A 17,239-nucleotide genomic window follows, 5' to 3' on the forward strand; every position below is an offset into this window, starting at 1 on the left:
GGGGAATCTTCAATGAGCTTATTACTAAAAAATGGTCGTAGCTATATAGACGGTCACTACCAAAAAGTAACTATTTTAGTTGAGAATGGACGTGTTAAACAAATAAATGGCGCTATAACCACAGCTGATCAGGTAATTGACGTCAATCAGGCACTAATCAGCCCAGGGTTAGTTGATGTTCATGTGCATTTGCGGGAACCAGGATTCACAAATAAAGAAACAATCAAAACTGGGAGCGCGGCCGCAGCTCATGGTGGGTTCACAACAATTGGAGCTATGGCTAATTTAAATCCGACCCCTGACAACGCACAAAGATTTAGGGAACAAACCAAGTTGAATCAGAGTGCAGTGGTGAAAGTTAAACAATATGCACCGGTAACTAAACAACGGTTAGGACAAGAAGTTGTTCATTTTGATGAATTGGAACGGGCAGGTGCATTTGCATTTAGTGATGACGGTTCTAGCATTGATAATGCAGCGGTAATGTACGCTGCAATGCAGCAAATAGCTAACCTAAAAATGATTTTGTGTGATCATGCGCAGGATATGAATCTAACGCACAATGGGGTTATAAACTCAGGTCCTAGAGCCGAGAAGTTAGGTGTTCTTGGGATAAATAATGTCAGTGAAACTGCACAAATTGCCCGTAATTTAGCCTTAGCTAAAGCAACAGGTGTCCATTACCATGTCTGTCACGTTTCCACCAAAGAAAGTATTGAGTTAATCAGAGTCGCCAAAGCTAGTGGAGTTAATGTGACCTGTGAGGTGACACCACATCATTTATTACTAGATGATACTGAAATTATAGCGGATAATGCCCAGTTTAAAATGAATCCGCCACTGCGTAGTACAACTGATCGGTTGGCATGCATCGCTGGCTTGATGGATGGAACGATTGATTTAATTGCGACGGACCATGCTCCCCACACTGAGCAAGAAAAAAAACTTGGTTTGTCGGCAGCACCCAATGGAATTGTAGGTTCTGAAACGGCATTTGCACTATTGTACACGAGGTTCGTGCAGGCTGGAATTTGGCCATTAAATAAATTGATTGACTGGATGAGTGGCGCACCAAAACGAGTATTTAACCTTAACAATGTGGGACAATTAAAAATTGGTGATCCTGCCGACATAGCAGTTTTCGACTTAAAGAATACCGCTGAAATTAATGCACAACAATTTTTATCAAAAGGTCATAATTCGCCATTTATTGGGCAATCAGTACTTGGAACAACAGTGATGACATTAGTTGATGGCCGAATAGTATATCAAAGGGAGGCAGATTATGACTAAACCAAGATATTTAGTATTATCTGATGGCACCATTTATGCTGGAACTGCCTTTGGCGGTACAACTATCAGTACAGGAGAATTGGTTTTTAACACGGGGATGACCGGTTATCAAGAATCAATTACTGATCAGTCATATAATGGTGAAATTTTGATGTTTACCTATCCGCTCATTGGCAATTATGGCATCAATTTTGATGACGATGAATCGGTTAAACCAACTACAGCTGGCGTAGTAGTGCATGAATTAGCTCGGCGAGCAAGTAACTGGCGCAGTCAAATGAGTTTAGCAGAATTTTTGAAGCGACACCAAATTCCAGGGATTACAGATCTTGATACTAGATCAATCACTAAGAAAATTAGATCACAAGGAGCAATGGTCGCTGCATTAGTTGATACCAAAGAACAGATCAAACAATTCTTGGAACGATCTGAACAGACAAACCAAATTGATTTAGTAGTGCAAAGTAGTACTAACAATGCGTATCCGAATCCTAATATTGGTCTGCGAATTGTGGTGGTTGATTATGGGCTCAAGCACAGCATTTTACGTGAGTTATCTAAACGAAAATGCAATGTGGTTGTGTTGCCGGCGACAGCAACTGCACAACAAGTTTTGAGTTATCAGCCAGATGGGGTGTTGCTTAGTAATGGACCTGGTGATCCTAAAAACGTTCCCGCGGCACTTGAAATGATTCGTACGGTTGAACAACGGGTGCCGTTGTTTGGTATTTGTTTGGGCCATCAATTATTTGCGCTGGCGAATGGTGCGGACACATTCAAAATGAAATTTGGTCACCGCGGCTTCAATCATCCGATACGTGAAATTGCAACCAATCGAATAGACTTTACAGCACAAAATCATGGCTATGCGGTGGCTGCTGAATCGATTGTGCAAACTAATTTATTGGTGACACATCAAGAGATTAACGATCAGACAATCGAGGGGCTACGTCATAAACAGTATCCAGCGTTTTCAGTTCAATTTCATCCCGATGCTGCTCCAGGACCGCATGACGCTAGTCACTTATTCGACGACTTCTTAGAAAACATTGTTAGCTATCAACGCCAAAGGAGTATTTCAAACCATGCCTAAACGAAAAGATATTAAAAAAATTTTAGTGATTGGTTCTGGTCCAATCATTATTAGTCAAGCAGCCGAGTTTGATTATTCTGGCACCCAAGCATGTTTAGCTTTAAAAGAAGAGGGCTATCAAGTAGTGTTGGTTAATTCAAATCCGGCCACAATTATGACAGATCCTGAAATTGCAGATCAAGTGTACATTGAGCCATTAACACTTGAGTTCGTTAGTCGTGTGATTCGAAAGGAACGACCTGATGCTATTTTGCCAACGGTAGGTGGCCAAACAGGGCTCAACCTTGCCAAACAATTAGATGAAGCCGGCGTTTTAGCAACTTTCGGGATTGAGTTACTTGGGACCAGCTTGAAATCGATTAATCAAGCTGAAGATCGAGAGCAATTCAAGGAATTAATGCAACAACTTGGTGAGCCTATTCCCCAATCAAAAACGGTGGCGACTGTTGCAGAAGCACAAGCTTTTACTAGTCAGATTGGGTTTCCTGTTATTATTCGACCAGCCTATACATTAGGAGGTACTGGTGGCGGGATTGCCAATAATGTAACAGAGTTAGCAGAGATTGCTGAAAATGGCTTGGCGTTATCACCAATTACACAAGTATTAATTGAACAAAGTATTGCGGGATATAAAGAGATTGAGTTTGAAGTAATGCGTGACCATAACGATAATACAATGGTAGTTTGTTCAATGGAAAATTTTGATCCAGTAGGAATTCATACGGGTGACTCAATTGTGTATGCACCTGTACAGACGCTCTCAGATCGGGAATATCAGTTGTTACGGGATGTTTCGCTAAGGTTGATTTCTGCACTAAAAATCGAGGGTGGCTGTAACGTACAATTGGCACTTGATCCACTAAGCTACCAATATTACATCATTGAAGTTAATCCACGCGTTAGTCGATCATCCGCGCTAGCATCAAAGGCCACCGGCTACCCGATCGCCAAATTAGCAGCTAAAATTGCCGTTGGTTTGACTTTGGATGAAATTAAAAATCCAATTACACAAACCACTTTTGCGGCATTTGAACCGTCACTAGACTATGTGGTTTGTAAAATTCCACGCTGGCCATTTGATAAGTTTAACCATGCTGATCGATTGTTAGGGACACAAATGAAAGCAACTGGTGAGGTGATGGCAATTGGAAGAAACATTGAAGAGGCGACCCAAAAGGCAGTTCGCTCACTAGAAATAGGAACCAATTCATTAGAGTTACCTGGGTTACACCAGTTGGATGAACAGGTGTTGGCCGATCGGTTGGTGAATGCACGGGATGACAGGCTCTTTTGTATTGTTGAAGCTTTAAACCGACAATGGTCAGTAGAAGAAATTCATGAGTTAACAAAGATCGATTTATTTTTTCTGGATAAATTAAGCCATATTCTAGAAATAAATGCGCAGTTAGAACAACATCCACACAATACAGAGATCCTAAAAAAGGCGAAACGAAACGGATTTAGTGATTATCAGGTCGGGTTAGCATGGCAAAATTCGGCAGATGAAGTTCGAAACTGGCGAATAAAGCAACAAATTGTACCGGTTTACAAAATGGTTGATACATGTGCAGCTGAATTTGAATCGAAAACTCCTTATTTTTACAGCACGTATGAGACGGAAAATGAAAGCCAGCCGAATAATCAACCTGCAGTACTGGTTATTGGTGCTGGTCCAATAAGAATTGGGCAAGGAATTGAGTTTGATTATGCTACGGTTCACTGCGTGCAAACACTTAAAGAAGCAGGCTACCAAGCAATTATTATGAATAATAATCCGGAAACTGTCTCAACTGATTTTTCAATTTCTGACAAACTATATTTTGAACCATTAACACTGGAAGATGTTCTTAATGTAGTTGAGTTAGAGCAGCCAGTAGGGGTGATTGTGCAGTTCGGTGGTCAGACTGCCATTAACTTGGCAGAGCCACTAGCTCGACATGGTATTAAAATATTGGGTACGACGGTGACAGATGTTAATCGAGCGGAGGATCGGGATGAGTTTAATCGGATCATTCAAGAATTAAAAATTCCACAACCAGTTGGGACCACGGCGAGGACTAATGAAGAAGCGTTAGAGATTGGCGAACGGATTGGTTATCCACTATTGGTCCGTCCAAGTTATGTATTAGGTGGTCGTGCGATGGAAATCGTACATGATAAGGATGGATTGAATCATTATATGCATGCCGCCATTCAGGTATCGCATGCGCATCCAGTTTTGTTAGATCGCTATCTGACTGGCAAGGAGGTCGAGGTTGACGCCATTTGTGATGGCGAAACAGTTCTCATTCCAGGAATTATGGAACACATTGAGCGTGCGGGAATTCATTCTGGTGATTCGATGGCGGTGTACCCACCACAAACATTATCGGTTCAGATGGTTAATCAAATTGAGCGCGCCACCATTAAGTTAGCGCATGCACTAAATTGCCGAGGCCTTATGAATGTTCAATTTGTGATTCATGAAGAGCAAGCATTTGTAATCGAAGTTAACCCACGGGCTAGCAGGACAGTTCCATTTTTAAGTAAGACTACCAAAATTCCAATGACGCAACTAGCAACACAGGTAATTATGGGACAACGATTGGCCCAGCTAGGATATCAAACTGGACTACAACCAAAATCAAAATTAATTCACGTTAAAGCGCCTATTTTTTCCTTTAGTAAATTAAATGCTGTCGATAGTTTGTTGGGTCCTGAGATGAAATCCACAGGCGAGGTAATGGGTAGTGACGTTACATTTGAAAAGGCCTTGTATAAGGTCTTTCAAGCTAGTGGTGTTGATTTACCAGCTCACGGTAATATTTTGATGACAGTCAAAGATGGTGAGAAGCAATTAGCAGCAAGCTTAGCACAGCGGTTATCACAACTTGGTTTTAATTTATATGCTACTCAAGGAACCGGCCAGTACCTACAGCAACAAGGAATTTTGGTTCACAAACAGGTTGCTAAACTGAGCGAAAATAACGCCCCAATTACGGAACTATTGGTTAAAGGTAAGATTGCATTGGTGGTTAATACGGTTGATGATAACGCTGCAGCAGTTAGTGATGGCGCTAAAATTCGTTCATTAGCAATCAGTCATGGAGTGTTAGTGCTAACCTCGCTGGACACATTGGCAGCAGTGGTAAGAATGCTAGTTAGTCAGTCATATCTGATTGATGCAATTTAGGGAGTGGGTGGAAAATGGTAGATAGTAGATTAGCAGTTCAATTGCCAGGATTAAAGTTAAAAAATCCAGTTATGCCAGCTAGTGGGACATGTTGGTATGGTCAAGAATTTGCACAGCGCTTTGATTTAAATGTATTGGGAAGTTTGGTAATTAAATCGACTACATTACAGCCGCGAGAAGGTAATGCCAAACCACGAACAGCCGAAACGACCGGTGGGTGGCTAAATTCAAATGGATTACAAAATGTTGGGGTTGAACAAGTGGTTAATGATAAATTACGGTGGCTAGCGAAAAATTTCCCGCAATTGCCAATTATTGGGAGTGCAGCGGGGTTTAGTATTGAGGAATACGTTGAGCTAGTGCGTCGATTTAATGAAGCAGATAATATCAACGCGATTGAGTTAAATGTTTCATGCCCCAATGTTGATCACGGCGGGATGGCACTGGGAATTGATCCGCAAACAGTCGAAGAATTGACGAAGCGCTGTGTGGCTGTTAGCGAAGTACCGTTGTATGTAAAATTAACTCCCAATATTACTGATATTACTACAGTTGCCTTAGCTGCTGAGCGTGGTGGAGCTGCTGGATTAACAATGATTAACACATTAACTGGTTTAAGTATTGACTTAGCCAGTCGCAAACCTGTGCTAGCCAATGGTACTGGAGGATTGTCAGGACCTGCAATCAAGCCATTAACTCTAGCGATGATCCATCAGGTTCGACAAGTTAGCAGGATACCGATTATTGGAGTTGGTGGTATTTCAAGTGCAGAAGATGTGTTGGAAATGATGTTGGCAGGGGCCAATGCTGTTCAAATTGGGGCAGCCAATTTTCATGATCCACTAAGCTGTCCCAAAATTATCGCGCAACTACCAACCGTAATGAATTTTTACGGAATTGATAACTTAGCATCATTACAGGAGGCTAAATTTTGATTAAATTGGCACCGATTGTGGCCATCGATGTGGCTGATTTAACACAAGTAACTATATTACTGAAAGAATTGTCAGTAGCGCCACGACCAATTATTAAAATTGGAATGGAATTATTTTATCATTTTGGTCCAGCGCTTGTGAGACAAGTCCAACAAGCGGGTTTTGCTGTTTTTTTGGATTTAAAATTACATGATATTCCTAATACTGTGGAACGAGCAATGAAGGTAATTGGGGCGTTAGGGGTCCAATTTACAACGATTCATGCGGCGGGTGGACTAGAGATGCTCACAGCTGGCAAACGAGGGTTAATTGCCGGCGCTCAAAGTGTAGGAGCAGCACCGGCCCGATTATTAGCAATTACTCAATTAACGTCAATTGATGAACAAATCTTACATGAACAGCAGCATGTATCATTATCGCTTGGTGAATCTGTCCAAGAATATGCACGACTTAGTCAATCAGCTGGTTTAGCCGGAGTAGTATGTTCTGCACAAGAGGTGTCGTTAATTAGGCCGGTAGTCGATGCATCGTTTCTGTGCATTACACCGGGAATCAGGCCGCTTAATGCTAAACAAGATGATCAAAAAAGAGTCGTAACCCCTGCTCAAGCACGACAACTTAGCACTAATGGAATTGTGGTAGGACGGCCAATAACACAGGCAAAGAACGCACAACGTGCGTACCAACAAATCGCAGCGGAATTCATGGAGGAATAAGAGATGATACTTGCACAAGAAGTGGCGCAATCATTGTTAGAAATAAAGGCTGTTACTTTGCGGCCAAAGCAACCATTCACATGGGCAAGTGGAATTAAAAGCCCGATTTATTGTGATAATCGGATGACTATTTCATATCCGATAGTACGGCAGTTAATTTGTGATGGTTTAACTAAAATCATTCAAACCAATTATGAAAATGTGGACGTGATTGCAGGAACGGCGACTGCGGGTATTCCGCACGCATCCTGGGTAGCTGAGCGACTGAATTTACCATTGGTATATGTACGGTCCCAGCCAAAAGATCACGGGCAAGGTAAGCAAATTGAGGGTGTTTTAAAAGCGAAGCAAAATGTAGTCGTCATTGATGACCTCATTTCAACTGGACAAAGTGTGTTAGGGGCTGCTAAAGCCGTGGCTGAGTCAGGAGCCAATGTTTTGGGTGTAGCAGGGATATTTAGCTATCAGCTGCAGAGCGCGACCGACAATTTTGCAACGGCCAAGCTGGCATTACATACAGTTACTGATTACACAACGTTGATTGATGTTGCCAAAAAAGAAAAGTTTGTCGATAAAGATGATTTGGATGTATTAAGACAATGGCGCCGGTAGATAGTAAAATTTTTTCTACCGTTCTTACTAGCCGAAAAGTGAATTTTCCTGCAGGTATTGTAGGGGATGCGCTCTCTGTTCAATATAATTCCCTCCCTCGCACCATTATGTTATGATGAACAGACAGTTAGAAGGGGGCAATCTACTCGATGCAAGATCCGTTTAAAAATCAAAATGATCCTGATAACCAAAATCAGAATCAAAATCCATTTTCAAATTTACCGTTACCACCAAACTACGCGACCGTTGTAAATCCAGAAAATGGGCAAGTACGGGCCGCTAAGGTTGGGATTTCATGGACCACGCTTTGGTTTGGCCCAATCCCCGCTATGATGCGCGGTGACTGGTATAATTTTGCTTTAATGATTGTACTGGATTTAATTTATTTTTTGGGAATCTCCATGTTCAACTTACAGATTGGATTACCAATTCCGGCCATTGTCTTTGGCATGATTTACAATTTAATGTATTTCAGGCATCTATTTAACTTGGGGTATCAACCTGCTGACGAACATTCAAAGAAGATTTTGACGCAGAGCAGATATTGGAAAGAGTAGAGTGCGAACAACCGTGTTCAGAAGTCGGAGCACAACGGTAGAAAACGACCATATGATTCGAATTTTGAATCATGTGATCGTTTTTTTTGTTGTGTGGCGGCTTCTACGGTTGTGAGCATGTTTAGAATAGAGTGCGAACAACCACGAATAGAAGTTGTAATGTAACGTGGAAAATGATGAAATTAGATTCGCTTTTTGAATCTAGTTTCATCATTTTTTATGTTACATGGAAACTTCTGTGGTTGTGAGCACGTTTTAAAATACATAGCAGTGACTATTTTCGTGTTAAAAAGGATAATGTGAATAATTTTGTACTTTTTCTATATTAATTACTAATGATGTTTGAACAAACAAGTATGAACACGTAGAATAAACTTATATACTCAAGAATATAACTAGAACGCAGTATTTGAACCTAATTAAAAAAAGGTGGAAAGTAAATGTTTTATTTTTTGAATGACAATATTCAAAGAAAAAAATCGGGAATTGAACACGCGCAAATTAAGCGCTTGAATCTATTCAATCAATTTGAAGTTCCAGCTAAAATTGTGACGCGTCAGTTTGCTACGAACCTTCATGAGGTGACACGAGAGGCAGGCATCGATGATTCACAGTTGATTAATCTGTATGATTATTTTCAAGATGCAAGAAAAATTAATAAAACTGCTGTGATGATCCAAGACCTGAAAATCGATTCAAGTTGGAAGCGCGTTGCTGATGGGTTCAACTATAATTTTTACCGGGATAAACAACGAATGCTTTATGTTCGTCGTCACAGTGAAACCGATAAGCGGATTGAAAATGTCCAATATTTTGACCATTTTGGAAAACTTCTTAAGGTTGATTGGTATGATTTTCGCGGCTTTATTTCGGTTGAACAGGTTTACGATTGGGATGACCATATTGCTACAGAAAACTATTTGCGACCTAATGGGACCATTGCAATTCAAAAGACACATTTAGTCAATCGGCGTGGTAAGGAACTACAAACATATCACCTCTTTGATTTTAACGGCACCGACTATCAGTTTAACGATTTTGATGAATTAACGCGCTTTTTCTATGATCGATTAGTCATTGATCAACAGCAAGAAGTCGATCAGAGTGTGAATTTAATTATTGACCGGGTTTATGAGTTAGGTTGGTCGGTTGTACACATGGAACATCGGGTTTTTCGGGCGATTCAATTACACAACGACCATGTCAATAATCCAGAAGATATGCTCCATTCGACGCTAAATTATAACTATATGTGGGGATTGAATCATTTTGCAGATTGGGATGGGGTGATTTGTTTGACCACCCAACAACAAAAGGATGTGACAGATAGATTTGAAAATGGAACGACTAAGATTTACCAAATTCCAGGTCCAATTGTGCCAGCAGAAACTTTAGCGGCATCGCCAATTAAATTTGAGCAACGAATACCGTATAACGTGGTAATGGTGGCCCGGCTGTCACCCGAGAAACAGCAAGATCATTTAATTAAGGCTTGGCAGCAGGTCGTGGCTAAGTTTCCGCAAGCCACTCTTGATTTTTGGGGTTATGAAAACGGAGATACTGGCAAAAAACTAAAAGAGCAAGTTAAACAGGCACAATTAAATAGTTCCATTACTTTTCGTGGCTATACCGATGACGTGGCTAAAGTTTATGATACGGCGCAATTGTTAATTTTACCGAGTCGGGCTGAAGGTTTACCGCTATCCCTAGTTGAAGCTCAGTCCCATGGCTTGCCAATTATTGCTAATGATATTAAATACGGTCCGGCAGATGTAGTTATTGATGGGCAAAACGGTATTTTAACGCAGAATGGAGATGTTGATGGCCTAGCTGGTGCGATTATTTCGTTACTCGGTGATCAAAAAAAACTAGCTCAATTTAGTCAGCATGCGTATGAAGATAGCGCTCGTTTTTCAGAAGCTAATGTGATGAAAAAATGGCAGACACTGATTGATGACACCACCAAAAAGGAGGGCCAATAATAATGTATTATTTTGTTAATCAATATTTATTGAGCCAAAATTCGAGTGTGGAACACGCTGAAATTAAACGGGTCAAATTGTTCGATCAACATCAGGTACCAGCTAAAATTGTGACGCGTGATTTTGACTTAGTTTTACATCGGACAATTGAAAAATTTGGCCTCACGGACGATAATATTATTAATATGTATGATTTCTTTGCCCAGACAACTGATTATGAAGGGCACATATTCAAAATTGATAATTTAAAATTACCGATTGAATATCAGGTTGGTACTGGTAATAATTTTCGCGAGGTTACTGATGGCAGTCGGCTGGTTTGCGAAGTTCATTTTGCTGCCGGAACCGTTGCTCAAATTAACCATATCGACTACTTTGATGAAGCTGGTAATCTAAACTTGCGTAGTCGTTACGATATTCGGGGATTTAAAGCGGCAGATGAGTTTTTCGGTCAAGATGGCAACATGTTTTATCAGGTTATGTATCGACCAGATGGAAATCGCTACTTGGAATCTTACTACGTTAAGTCGACTGAAAACACGCCAATTAATTCATTAAACCATTTGATGGATTATCGTGGGCGTGATTATTACTTTAATTCGCTGGATGATCTATTTGCCTTCTTCTTAGAAGAGCTTGCAAATCAAGATAAAGGAGAAGTAACATTTATCGCAGATCGGCCAGCAATGGCTAATTTACCGGTGTTAAATATTAAGGCGAATGCTCATAAATATCTATGGTTGCCAATTAATCACGCCCAAGATGGTAATAATCCGGTAAAGGGAATGTTAAATAACTTATATCAGTTTCCGTTTACCAAGGGAAAGCAGCTAGATGGTGTGATTGTGATGACACAAGCACAGAAAAATGATTTAACAAAGAGAACAGAAACCAAACAATTGTCAATCCACACTGTATCAGGAGCAATAGCAGATGAAATTAAACAAAAAGTAGCAATTAACGAGCGTACGCAACATCAATTAATTTATGTTGGACGACTTGGAATTGATAAGCAAATTGATCAATTACTACAGGTCTTTAAATTAATTCATGAAAAAATTAATGATGCAACATTAGCAATTTATGGCTATGGTGCCACTAATGAGGTTGATCAGTTTAAACAGCAGGTTATAGATTTAAAACTAGATGAGCCGGGACTAATAACCTTTGCTGGCTATCAATTGAATTTAGAAAAAGTGTATGATAATGCCCAGTTGTTGCTTGATACGAGCAGTGTCGATGGACAGCCACTAGCCATGGTAGAGGCTATAAGCCATGGTGTGCCGGTACTCAGCTATGACTATAATTATGGACCACGCGAAATTATTGTTGATGGTAAAAACGGTTATTTGTTGCCACGAAACAACATTACTAATATGGCTAAAAAAGCAATCTCACTGTTGAATGATGAAAAACAGTTACAGGAATTTAGTTCAAATGCATATCAATTGAGTGAACGATATAGTGCAGATAATGTATGGCAACAGTGGCAAGCTTTAAAATGATGCTTAAAAAAAGAAGTATGACAAGTTTTTGTCATACTCCATTTTTTAATTTGGCACATACTAAATGCGAACTAGTTTAACAACAACCTCACACTTGGGAGTTTGCGGCATCATGTCCACCGGCTGCATGTACTCGACCTTGTAGTCCCTAGTTAGTGTCACTAAATCGCGAGCGAGTGTTGACGGATTACATGAAACATAAACGAACTTTTCAGGTCGAGCATTTAAAATACTCTCGATTAACTGCTGATCTAGGCCAGCACGTGGAGGATCAACAACTAAAGCATCAATAAAGAAACCGTCATCAAGCCATTTTGGTAAGAGTTCTTCTGCAGTACCAACTTCGTAACTTACGTTATCAATGTTGTTTTGTTTGGCGTTGAAATTTGCGTCATCGACGGCATCTTTGATAACTTCCATACCACGAACCTGATCAACTTGATCTGCAAGTGTTAATCCAATCGTTCCAATTCCTGCATAGGCGTCAACCAGATTGTCAGTTGGATTTAAATCAAGTGCCTTAGCTGTTTCAGCATATAATACCTTAGTTTGGGTTGGATTAAGCTGCAAAAAAGCACGAGCAGATAGACGAAATTTTAGATCGCCAATTGTTTCAGTGATTGCTTCTTCTCCGGCCAGATGAACTGTTTGTTCACCCCAGACAAGTGGGGATTCACCTTTATTGATGTTTTGCATGATTGATGTTACTTCGGGCAACTGTGTACTAATCTGCTCGAGTAATTCGCGTTTGTGAGGTAATTTAGGCGAGTTGGTGATGAAAGTTAGTTGGATCTCACCAGTTCCTTGTGCAACTCGCACGACAAGTGTTTTGATGATGCCAGAATGGTCTTCTTCATTGTAAATAGGAATTGCCAGGGCTTCAATAATTTTTACTACTTGGCGCATCACTTTCATTGTGACTGGAATTTGAACTGCACAGGTAGGTAAGTCAACCAAATCATGGCTACCAGTTTTAAACAAGCCTGCGGCAACGTGCCCATCCAATAAACGAACCTGAAATTGGGCTTTATTACGGTATTCAAATGGATTATCCATTCCAATGGTTTGCTTGATTTGATAATGCTTAAATCCCCGTGGTTGAAATTTTTCCAGGGACTGTTGAATTAAATCGCGTTTGAATTTTAATTGCTGGGAGTACTCGAGGTGTTCAAGTTCAAAGCCACCAACATTATTGGCGTATGAATCGCGTGGTTTAATGCGGTATTCGCTAGCTTGACGGATACTATGAATTTTACCTCGTAAAAAATGCGCATTTGACTCAGTAACTTCTACGACAACAACTTCTTCGGGAAGTGCATTGGGAACAAAACAGATCTTCCGTTTATAGTAACCGATTCCTTCGCCATTAATTCCGAGGCGTTTGATTGTGAGTGGAAACCGATCGCCAATATTAACCTCAACTGGTTGATTGTTACTGGTATGCTGATTAAAATTTGTTTGCTTTTTAAACATGTGAACGTCCTTTTTTGCGGTGCTCGAGCTGAGATTGTTTTACCCGGGCTTTTTTGTGATTTACGAAACGTGCTGCACAGACCAGTTTTCTTATACCACGGAAACTAGCCGGCTTACTTACACACTTTGAGTGTTTGTTCTCGGCCAAATGACCCTAAGATGGTATAGTATCATAATGTAATGAAATTAGAAAGGCTGAGGGATTATGGATACACAACAAATAAGAACCTACAATATCGGCGTTGAAGCCACCATGGCAGTGATTAGCGGTAAATGGAAACCGCTAATCTTATGTCATTTAAACAAAAATGCAATGCGCAACGGTGAATTGATTCGTGCAATTCCCAATATCAGTCAAAAAGTTTTAACTCAGCAATTACGAGAATTAGAAACGGATGATATTGTCACACGGCATGTATTTGCTCAAATTCCGCCACGTGTGGAATATTGTTTGACTGCATATGGCAAAACATTGGTTGAGGTTACCAATGCAATGTGTCACTGGGGCGAAAGATATATTGATAAGCAACGTTTAGCTGGAAATCAAGTTGATTTACTGGATACAAATAGTAAATATTATCAAAAAAGTAACGAGCTGCAAGCCCAATAACGATTTAATTCTTACTTATAAGTAACTAACTCACTTTAAAGTCCGTACTTGTTTACATCAAGATAACCCCTATACTAATAATTCGTTGCTCAATGAATGATGTTTTATATTAGGAGGTTATTTAAATGGTAATAATAAAAAGATCAAATGCAACTTTTACGTTATGGTCGTTAGCAATTAGTGCATTTGCAATTGGATCCACAGAGTTTATCAGTGTGGGTTTATTGCCGCTATTAGTGCAGAGTTTTCATGTGACACTGAGCGCAGCTAGTTTAACTGTTTCAATGTATGCTTTTGGTGTCATGATTGGTGCACCTATATTAACGATGTTAACAACTCAATGGAACCGGCACACATTAATGGCTGCCTTAATGTTTGTTTATATTGTGGGAAATCTTATTGCGGCTGGTGCAACTAGTTTTGTTGTCTTGCTGGTTGGCCGGATTATAGCTGCACTAGTGCATGGTTTATTCATGTCCATTTCAAGTGTTATCGCTGCGGATGTCGTTGCCCCATCCAAGCGTGCTAGTGCAATTGCGATGATGTTTACGGGCCTGACTGTGGCAACTGTAACTGGGGTACCCTTAGGAACATTTATCGGGCAACATTTTGGTTGGCGGTTATCATTTTTATTTTTAGCGTCAATTGGACTAATTAGTTTAATTGCTAACTGGATTTTAATTCCACGGGACTTACCAGTTGGCGGTAAGATGAAGTTGAGTTCAGTTGGAAAATTAATGACTGATAAAAAGATCCTATTAACTTTATTGCTGACGGTGTTTGGTTATGGGAGTACATTTACAAGCTATACCTATATTAGTCCAATTTTAGGCCAGTTGATGCATTTTACTGCTGACAATATTGTTATTATTTTGATTGTTTACGGATTAATGGTTGCTATTGGCAATACGATTGGTGGACGGTTGGCAGACTATAACCTCATTAACGCACTAGTATGGATGTTTTCATTGTTAACAATTACGTTATTATTTTTGGGAATCTTTATTCATTTAAAGTGGATGGGATTGTTCATGGTAATGCTGCTGGGATTATTTGCGTTTATGAATGTCCCTGGTGAACAGCTACTAATTGTTAAGTTAGCAGAAAAAACACATCCACAAGATATCGGCTTGGCTTCAGCACTAAATATTTCAGCATTTAATATTGGAATTATGTTGGGATCTGGTCTCGGTAGTCAGGTAGTTGAAATTGGTGGGTTATCTTGGACACCATATGCTGGAGTTGTTATGGGAATTATTGCGGTCATTTTAACCGCAATGTTGAAACGGATTAATTGAATTTGATGCAAAATAAAGAGAATGTGCCCATTTTAGGCACATTCTCTTTATTTTGGGTTGAAAATGGATTATTTACTGGTATTTTTCCAAATATACCATGCAAATACATTTTTTAAGAGTAAGGTACTCTTTAGAATTCTGCTGTATCTGGATTAGTTGCCAATCTGCCACAGCCACGGAGTGAATCAATTTTTTGCATATCAGGAATGCTTAACTCGAAATCGAATAGTTCCGTGTTTTGCTGGATTCGGTCAGCATGAATGGATTTTGGTAGTGGTAGAAAACCATGTTGAAGAGACCAGCGTAAAACAATCTGTGCAACGCTATGATTGTATTTCTTTGCTAATTCTTGTAATTCAGGAATTTTAAAGAAATCACCAGTGCCAAGTGGACTGTAAGCTTCATTTAAGATATTGTAAGTGGCATTTGCTCTTTGAACTTCTGGCTGTAGGTCACTAGGGTTGAGATAGTTTTGATTAACTGCTGGTGTCACCGTTGCGCTCTTCATCAAAGCAGCTAGATGATGAGGCTGAAAGTTTGAAATACCGATGGCACGAGCTTTACCGTCAGCGTAGGCTTCCTCCATTGCTTGCCACGTTTCGGCATTGATTTCTTCCCAACGATCACGGAATTTAACGGGGTTGGGCCAATGAATTAAGTATAAATCAACGTAATCAGTGCCCAATTTTTGAAGTGAAGTATCGAGGGCTTTTTTGGTAGCCTCATAGCCATGATCATCATTCCACAGTTTAGTAGTTAAAAAAATATCTTGTCGTGCAACACCACTGTCTTTAATTCCGCGGCCCACACTTTCTTCGTTACCATACGCAGCAGCTGTATCAATATGACGATAGCCTACGCTTAAAGCAGTTTTGACAGACTTATAAGCGACCTCACCATTTGGCGTTTGCCAAGTTCCAAAACCAACAATAGGAATTTTAACGCCATTATTCAATGTATAAGTATCAGTAATTTCTTGCATGATTTAACCTCCAAAACAATTTGTCTGTTGTGTTCAGTGTACCGCAAATGTTTGGATGGAAGAAATAATTTTGATTATATTCGAGACTCAAATGACCATTGTTTTTGTTGGTAAGCCATCTCCCAAAATTGTAATTCAAACGCGCTACTTTTTAAAAAGGCATTAATCATCTGATTTCGTTCAGTTGCATCAACGACTGAACTCATTTTTTCAACTAAGTTTATCATTGCACGGGTGCTGTTGGTAAATTCGTCACCTGCATATCCATCAATGAATTGCTGATAGATTGGCACAGGTGATGATTTTTCCTCTAGCCGTGCTCCAATTTCACTGTAGAGCCAGTAGCAAGGTAGCAGTGCAGCAGTCGCTCGTGCTGGAGAACCAGTATTGAGTTCGTAGTACATATGAGTTATATAATTATATGCAGCAGGGGTGGGTTTGGTGTTTGCTAAATCAGAGTCGGTAATACCGAGTTTAGCAAACATAGCATTTCTAACTAATAGTTCGTCGTTATTATCAAATGTTGCTCCGGCAAGTAGAATTTTTTTGTCCGCCATGTTTGATAATTTAGCTGCGATTAACTGGTGTAGTGTGGCAAATTCAGTTAAATAATAATTATCCTGCTTGAGATAAAACTTGAATTTGGTTATTGGTAAGTTTCCAGCAGTAAGTTCCTGAATAAATGGATGAGTAAAGCTTTTAGACCATAGCGGTTGTGCTAAATGATGCAATTTATCAGTAAAGTTCATTTTGTTTTCCCTTTCTCTAAATGGTAAAAACTACCTTTTTTCTGCGGCCACAGAAAAAAGGTAGTAGTTAATATAACGTCTTCCTTCGTCAGTGCAAACTGCTGCAGGTTCAATGGGTATTATCTCAGCCAAATGGCACCCCAGACAATGCTGTGCCACAAATAATATGCATGACACAATTAATTTATTTAGCTCAACCATATTTCATTTTTTAAATGGTGTCAATCTTCTTTTATAATTGCCTTTTGATAACTGAATAGGC

At 39.8% G+C, this 17,239-nt stretch carries 14 protein-coding genes and 1 riboswitch; of the genes, 11 read left to right on the top strand and 3 right to left on the bottom strand.

Going from position 1 to position 17,239, the window contains the following annotated elements; genetic code table 11:
* The first annotated feature begins 12 nt into the window (after positions 1–12).
* From FFM51_RS01075 to FFM51_RS01115, 9 genes are all read left to right on the top strand, one after another.
* Entirely contained in the window at positions 13–1,293 is a 1,281-nt protein-coding gene (locus FFM51_RS01075) for a dihydroorotase (RefSeq protein WP_137596815.1), read from the top strand.
* Positions 1,286–2,386, top strand: coding sequence for a glutamine-hydrolyzing carbamoyl-phosphate synthase small subunit (gene carA / locus FFM51_RS01080; protein WP_137596816.1), 1,101 nt, complete (start codon positions 1,286–1,288; stop codon positions 2,384–2,386). The genes FFM51_RS01075 and carA overlap by 8 nt, the downstream gene beginning before the upstream one ends.
* The gene (gene carB, locus FFM51_RS01085; protein WP_137596817.1) at positions 2,379–5,558 is read left to right on the top strand and encodes a carbamoyl-phosphate synthase large subunit; all 3,180 of its coding nucleotides are present in this window, start codon (positions 2,379–2,381) and stop codon (positions 5,556–5,558) included. Before carA ends, carB begins: the two co-directional genes overlap by 8 nt.
* 14 nt (positions 5,559–5,572) lie before the next feature.
* Positions 5,573–6,493, top strand: a complete 921-nt coding sequence (locus FFM51_RS01090; RefSeq protein ID WP_137596818.1) for a dihydroorotate dehydrogenase — start codon at positions 5,573–5,575, stop codon at positions 6,491–6,493.
* The gene (gene pyrF, locus FFM51_RS01095) at positions 6,490–7,209 is read left to right on the top strand and encodes an orotidine-5'-phosphate decarboxylase (protein WP_137596819.1); all 720 of its coding nucleotides are present in this window, start codon (positions 6,490–6,492) and stop codon (positions 7,207–7,209) included. Before FFM51_RS01090 ends, pyrF begins: the two co-directional genes overlap by 4 nt.
* 3 nt (positions 7,210–7,212) lie before the next feature.
* Entirely contained in the window at positions 7,213–7,821 is a 609-nt protein-coding gene (gene pyrE, locus FFM51_RS01100) for an orotate phosphoribosyltransferase (protein WP_137596820.1), read from the top strand.
* A 149-nt stretch (positions 7,822–7,970) separates the two neighbouring features.
* Positions 7,971–8,378 (top strand): hypothetical protein, encoded by a 408-nt coding sequence (locus FFM51_RS01105; RefSeq protein ID WP_137596821.1) that lies wholly within the window; start codon positions 7,971–7,973, stop codon positions 8,376–8,378.
* A gap of 440 nt (positions 8,379–8,818) precedes the next feature.
* Positions 8,819–10,360 (top strand): glycosyltransferase, encoded by a 1,542-nt coding sequence (locus FFM51_RS01110; RefSeq protein WP_137596822.1) that lies wholly within the window; start codon positions 8,819–8,821, stop codon positions 10,358–10,360.
* A 2-nt stretch (positions 10,361–10,362) separates the two neighbouring features.
* Positions 10,363–11,865 carry a glycosyltransferase gene (locus FFM51_RS01115; RefSeq protein WP_137596823.1) on the top strand — a complete coding sequence of 501 codons (1,503 nt, stop codon included), beginning with the start codon at positions 10,363–10,365 and terminating at the stop codon, positions 11,863–11,865.
* Between the two features lie 60 nt (positions 11,866–11,925).
* On the opposite strand, the gene rlmD is transcribed toward FFM51_RS01115, so the two are convergent.
* Entirely contained in the window at positions 11,926–13,338 is a 1,413-nt protein-coding gene (rlmD, locus tag FFM51_RS01120; RefSeq protein WP_137596824.1) for a 23S rRNA (uracil(1939)-C(5))-methyltransferase RlmD, read from the bottom strand.
* 205 nt (positions 13,339–13,543) lie between these two features.
* Between rlmD and FFM51_RS01125 the strand changes: the two genes are divergently transcribed.
* Both FFM51_RS01125 and FFM51_RS01130 read left to right on the top strand, forming a co-directional pair.
* Entirely contained in the window at positions 13,544–13,948 is a 405-nt protein-coding gene (locus FFM51_RS01125) for a winged helix-turn-helix transcriptional regulator (RefSeq protein WP_137596825.1), read from the top strand.
* A gap of 125 nt (positions 13,949–14,073) precedes the next feature.
* Positions 14,074–15,246 carry an MFS transporter gene (locus FFM51_RS01130; RefSeq protein WP_170999533.1) on the top strand — a complete coding sequence of 391 codons (1,173 nt, stop codon included), beginning with the start codon at positions 14,074–14,076 and terminating at the stop codon, positions 15,244–15,246.
* A 130-nt stretch (positions 15,247–15,376) separates the two neighbouring features.
* Here FFM51_RS01130 and FFM51_RS01135 read toward each other — a convergent pair whose 3' ends face one another.
* On the bottom strand, positions 15,377–16,228 hold the full coding sequence (locus tag FFM51_RS01135; protein ID WP_137596826.1) for an aldo/keto reductase: 852 nt from the start codon (positions 16,226–16,228) through the stop codon (positions 15,377–15,379).
* Between the two features lie 74 nt (positions 16,229–16,302).
* Positions 16,303–16,977: a thiaminase II gene (gene tenA, locus FFM51_RS01140; protein WP_137596827.1), complete on the bottom strand. Its 675-nt coding sequence runs from the start codon at positions 16,975–16,977 to the stop codon at positions 16,303–16,305.
* Between the two features lie 63 nt (positions 16,978–17,040).
* A riboswitch (TPP riboswitch) is annotated at positions 17,041–17,130 on the bottom strand.
* Positions 17,131–17,239: the final 109 nt, after the last annotated feature.

It is taken from the genome of Paucilactobacillus kaifaensis, assembly GCF_005405145.1.
GTDB lineage: Bacteria > Bacillota > Bacilli > Lactobacillales > Lactobacillaceae > Paucilactobacillus > Paucilactobacillus kaifaensis.

Excerpts from the sequence above, each read along its gene's own strand:
- tenA (WP_137596827.1), bottom strand. The coding sequence starts at position 16,977 with ATGAACTTTACTGATAAATTGCATCATTTAGCACAACCGCTATGGTCT.
- carB (WP_137596817.1), top strand. The coding sequence starts at position 2,379 with ATGCCTAAACGAAAAGATATTAAAAAAATTTTAGTGATTGGTTCTGGT.
- carA (WP_137596816.1), top strand. The coding sequence starts at position 1,286 with ATGACTAAACCAAGATATTTAGTATTATCTGATGGCACCATTTATGCT.
- rlmD (WP_137596824.1), bottom strand. The coding sequence starts at position 13,338 with ATGTTTAAAAAGCAAACAAATTTTAATCAGCATACCAGTAACAATCAA.
- FFM51_RS01105 (WP_137596821.1), top strand. The coding sequence starts at position 7,971 with ATGCAAGATCCGTTTAAAAATCAAAATGATCCTGATAACCAAAATCAG.
- FFM51_RS01075 (WP_137596815.1), top strand. The coding sequence starts at position 13 with ATGAGCTTATTACTAAAAAATGGTCGTAGCTATATAGACGGTCACTAC.
- FFM51_RS01130 (WP_170999533.1), top strand. The coding sequence starts at position 14,074 with ATGGTAATAATAAAAAGATCAAATGCAACTTTTACGTTATGGTCGTTA.
- FFM51_RS01125 (WP_137596825.1), top strand. The coding sequence starts at position 13,544 with ATGGATACACAACAAATAAGAACCTACAATATCGGCGTTGAAGCCACC.
- pyrE (WP_137596820.1), top strand. The coding sequence starts at position 7,213 with ATGATACTTGCACAAGAAGTGGCGCAATCATTGTTAGAAATAAAGGCT.
- FFM51_RS01115 (WP_137596823.1), top strand. The coding sequence starts at position 10,363 with ATGTATTATTTTGTTAATCAATATTTATTGAGCCAAAATTCGAGTGTG.
- FFM51_RS01090 (WP_137596818.1), top strand. The coding sequence starts at position 5,573 with ATGGTAGATAGTAGATTAGCAGTTCAATTGCCAGGATTAAAGTTAAAA.
- FFM51_RS01110 (WP_137596822.1), top strand. The coding sequence starts at position 8,819 with ATGTTTTATTTTTTGAATGACAATATTCAAAGAAAAAAATCGGGAATT.
- FFM51_RS01135 (WP_137596826.1), bottom strand. The coding sequence starts at position 16,228 with ATGCAAGAAATTACTGATACTTATACATTGAATAATGGCGTTAAAATT.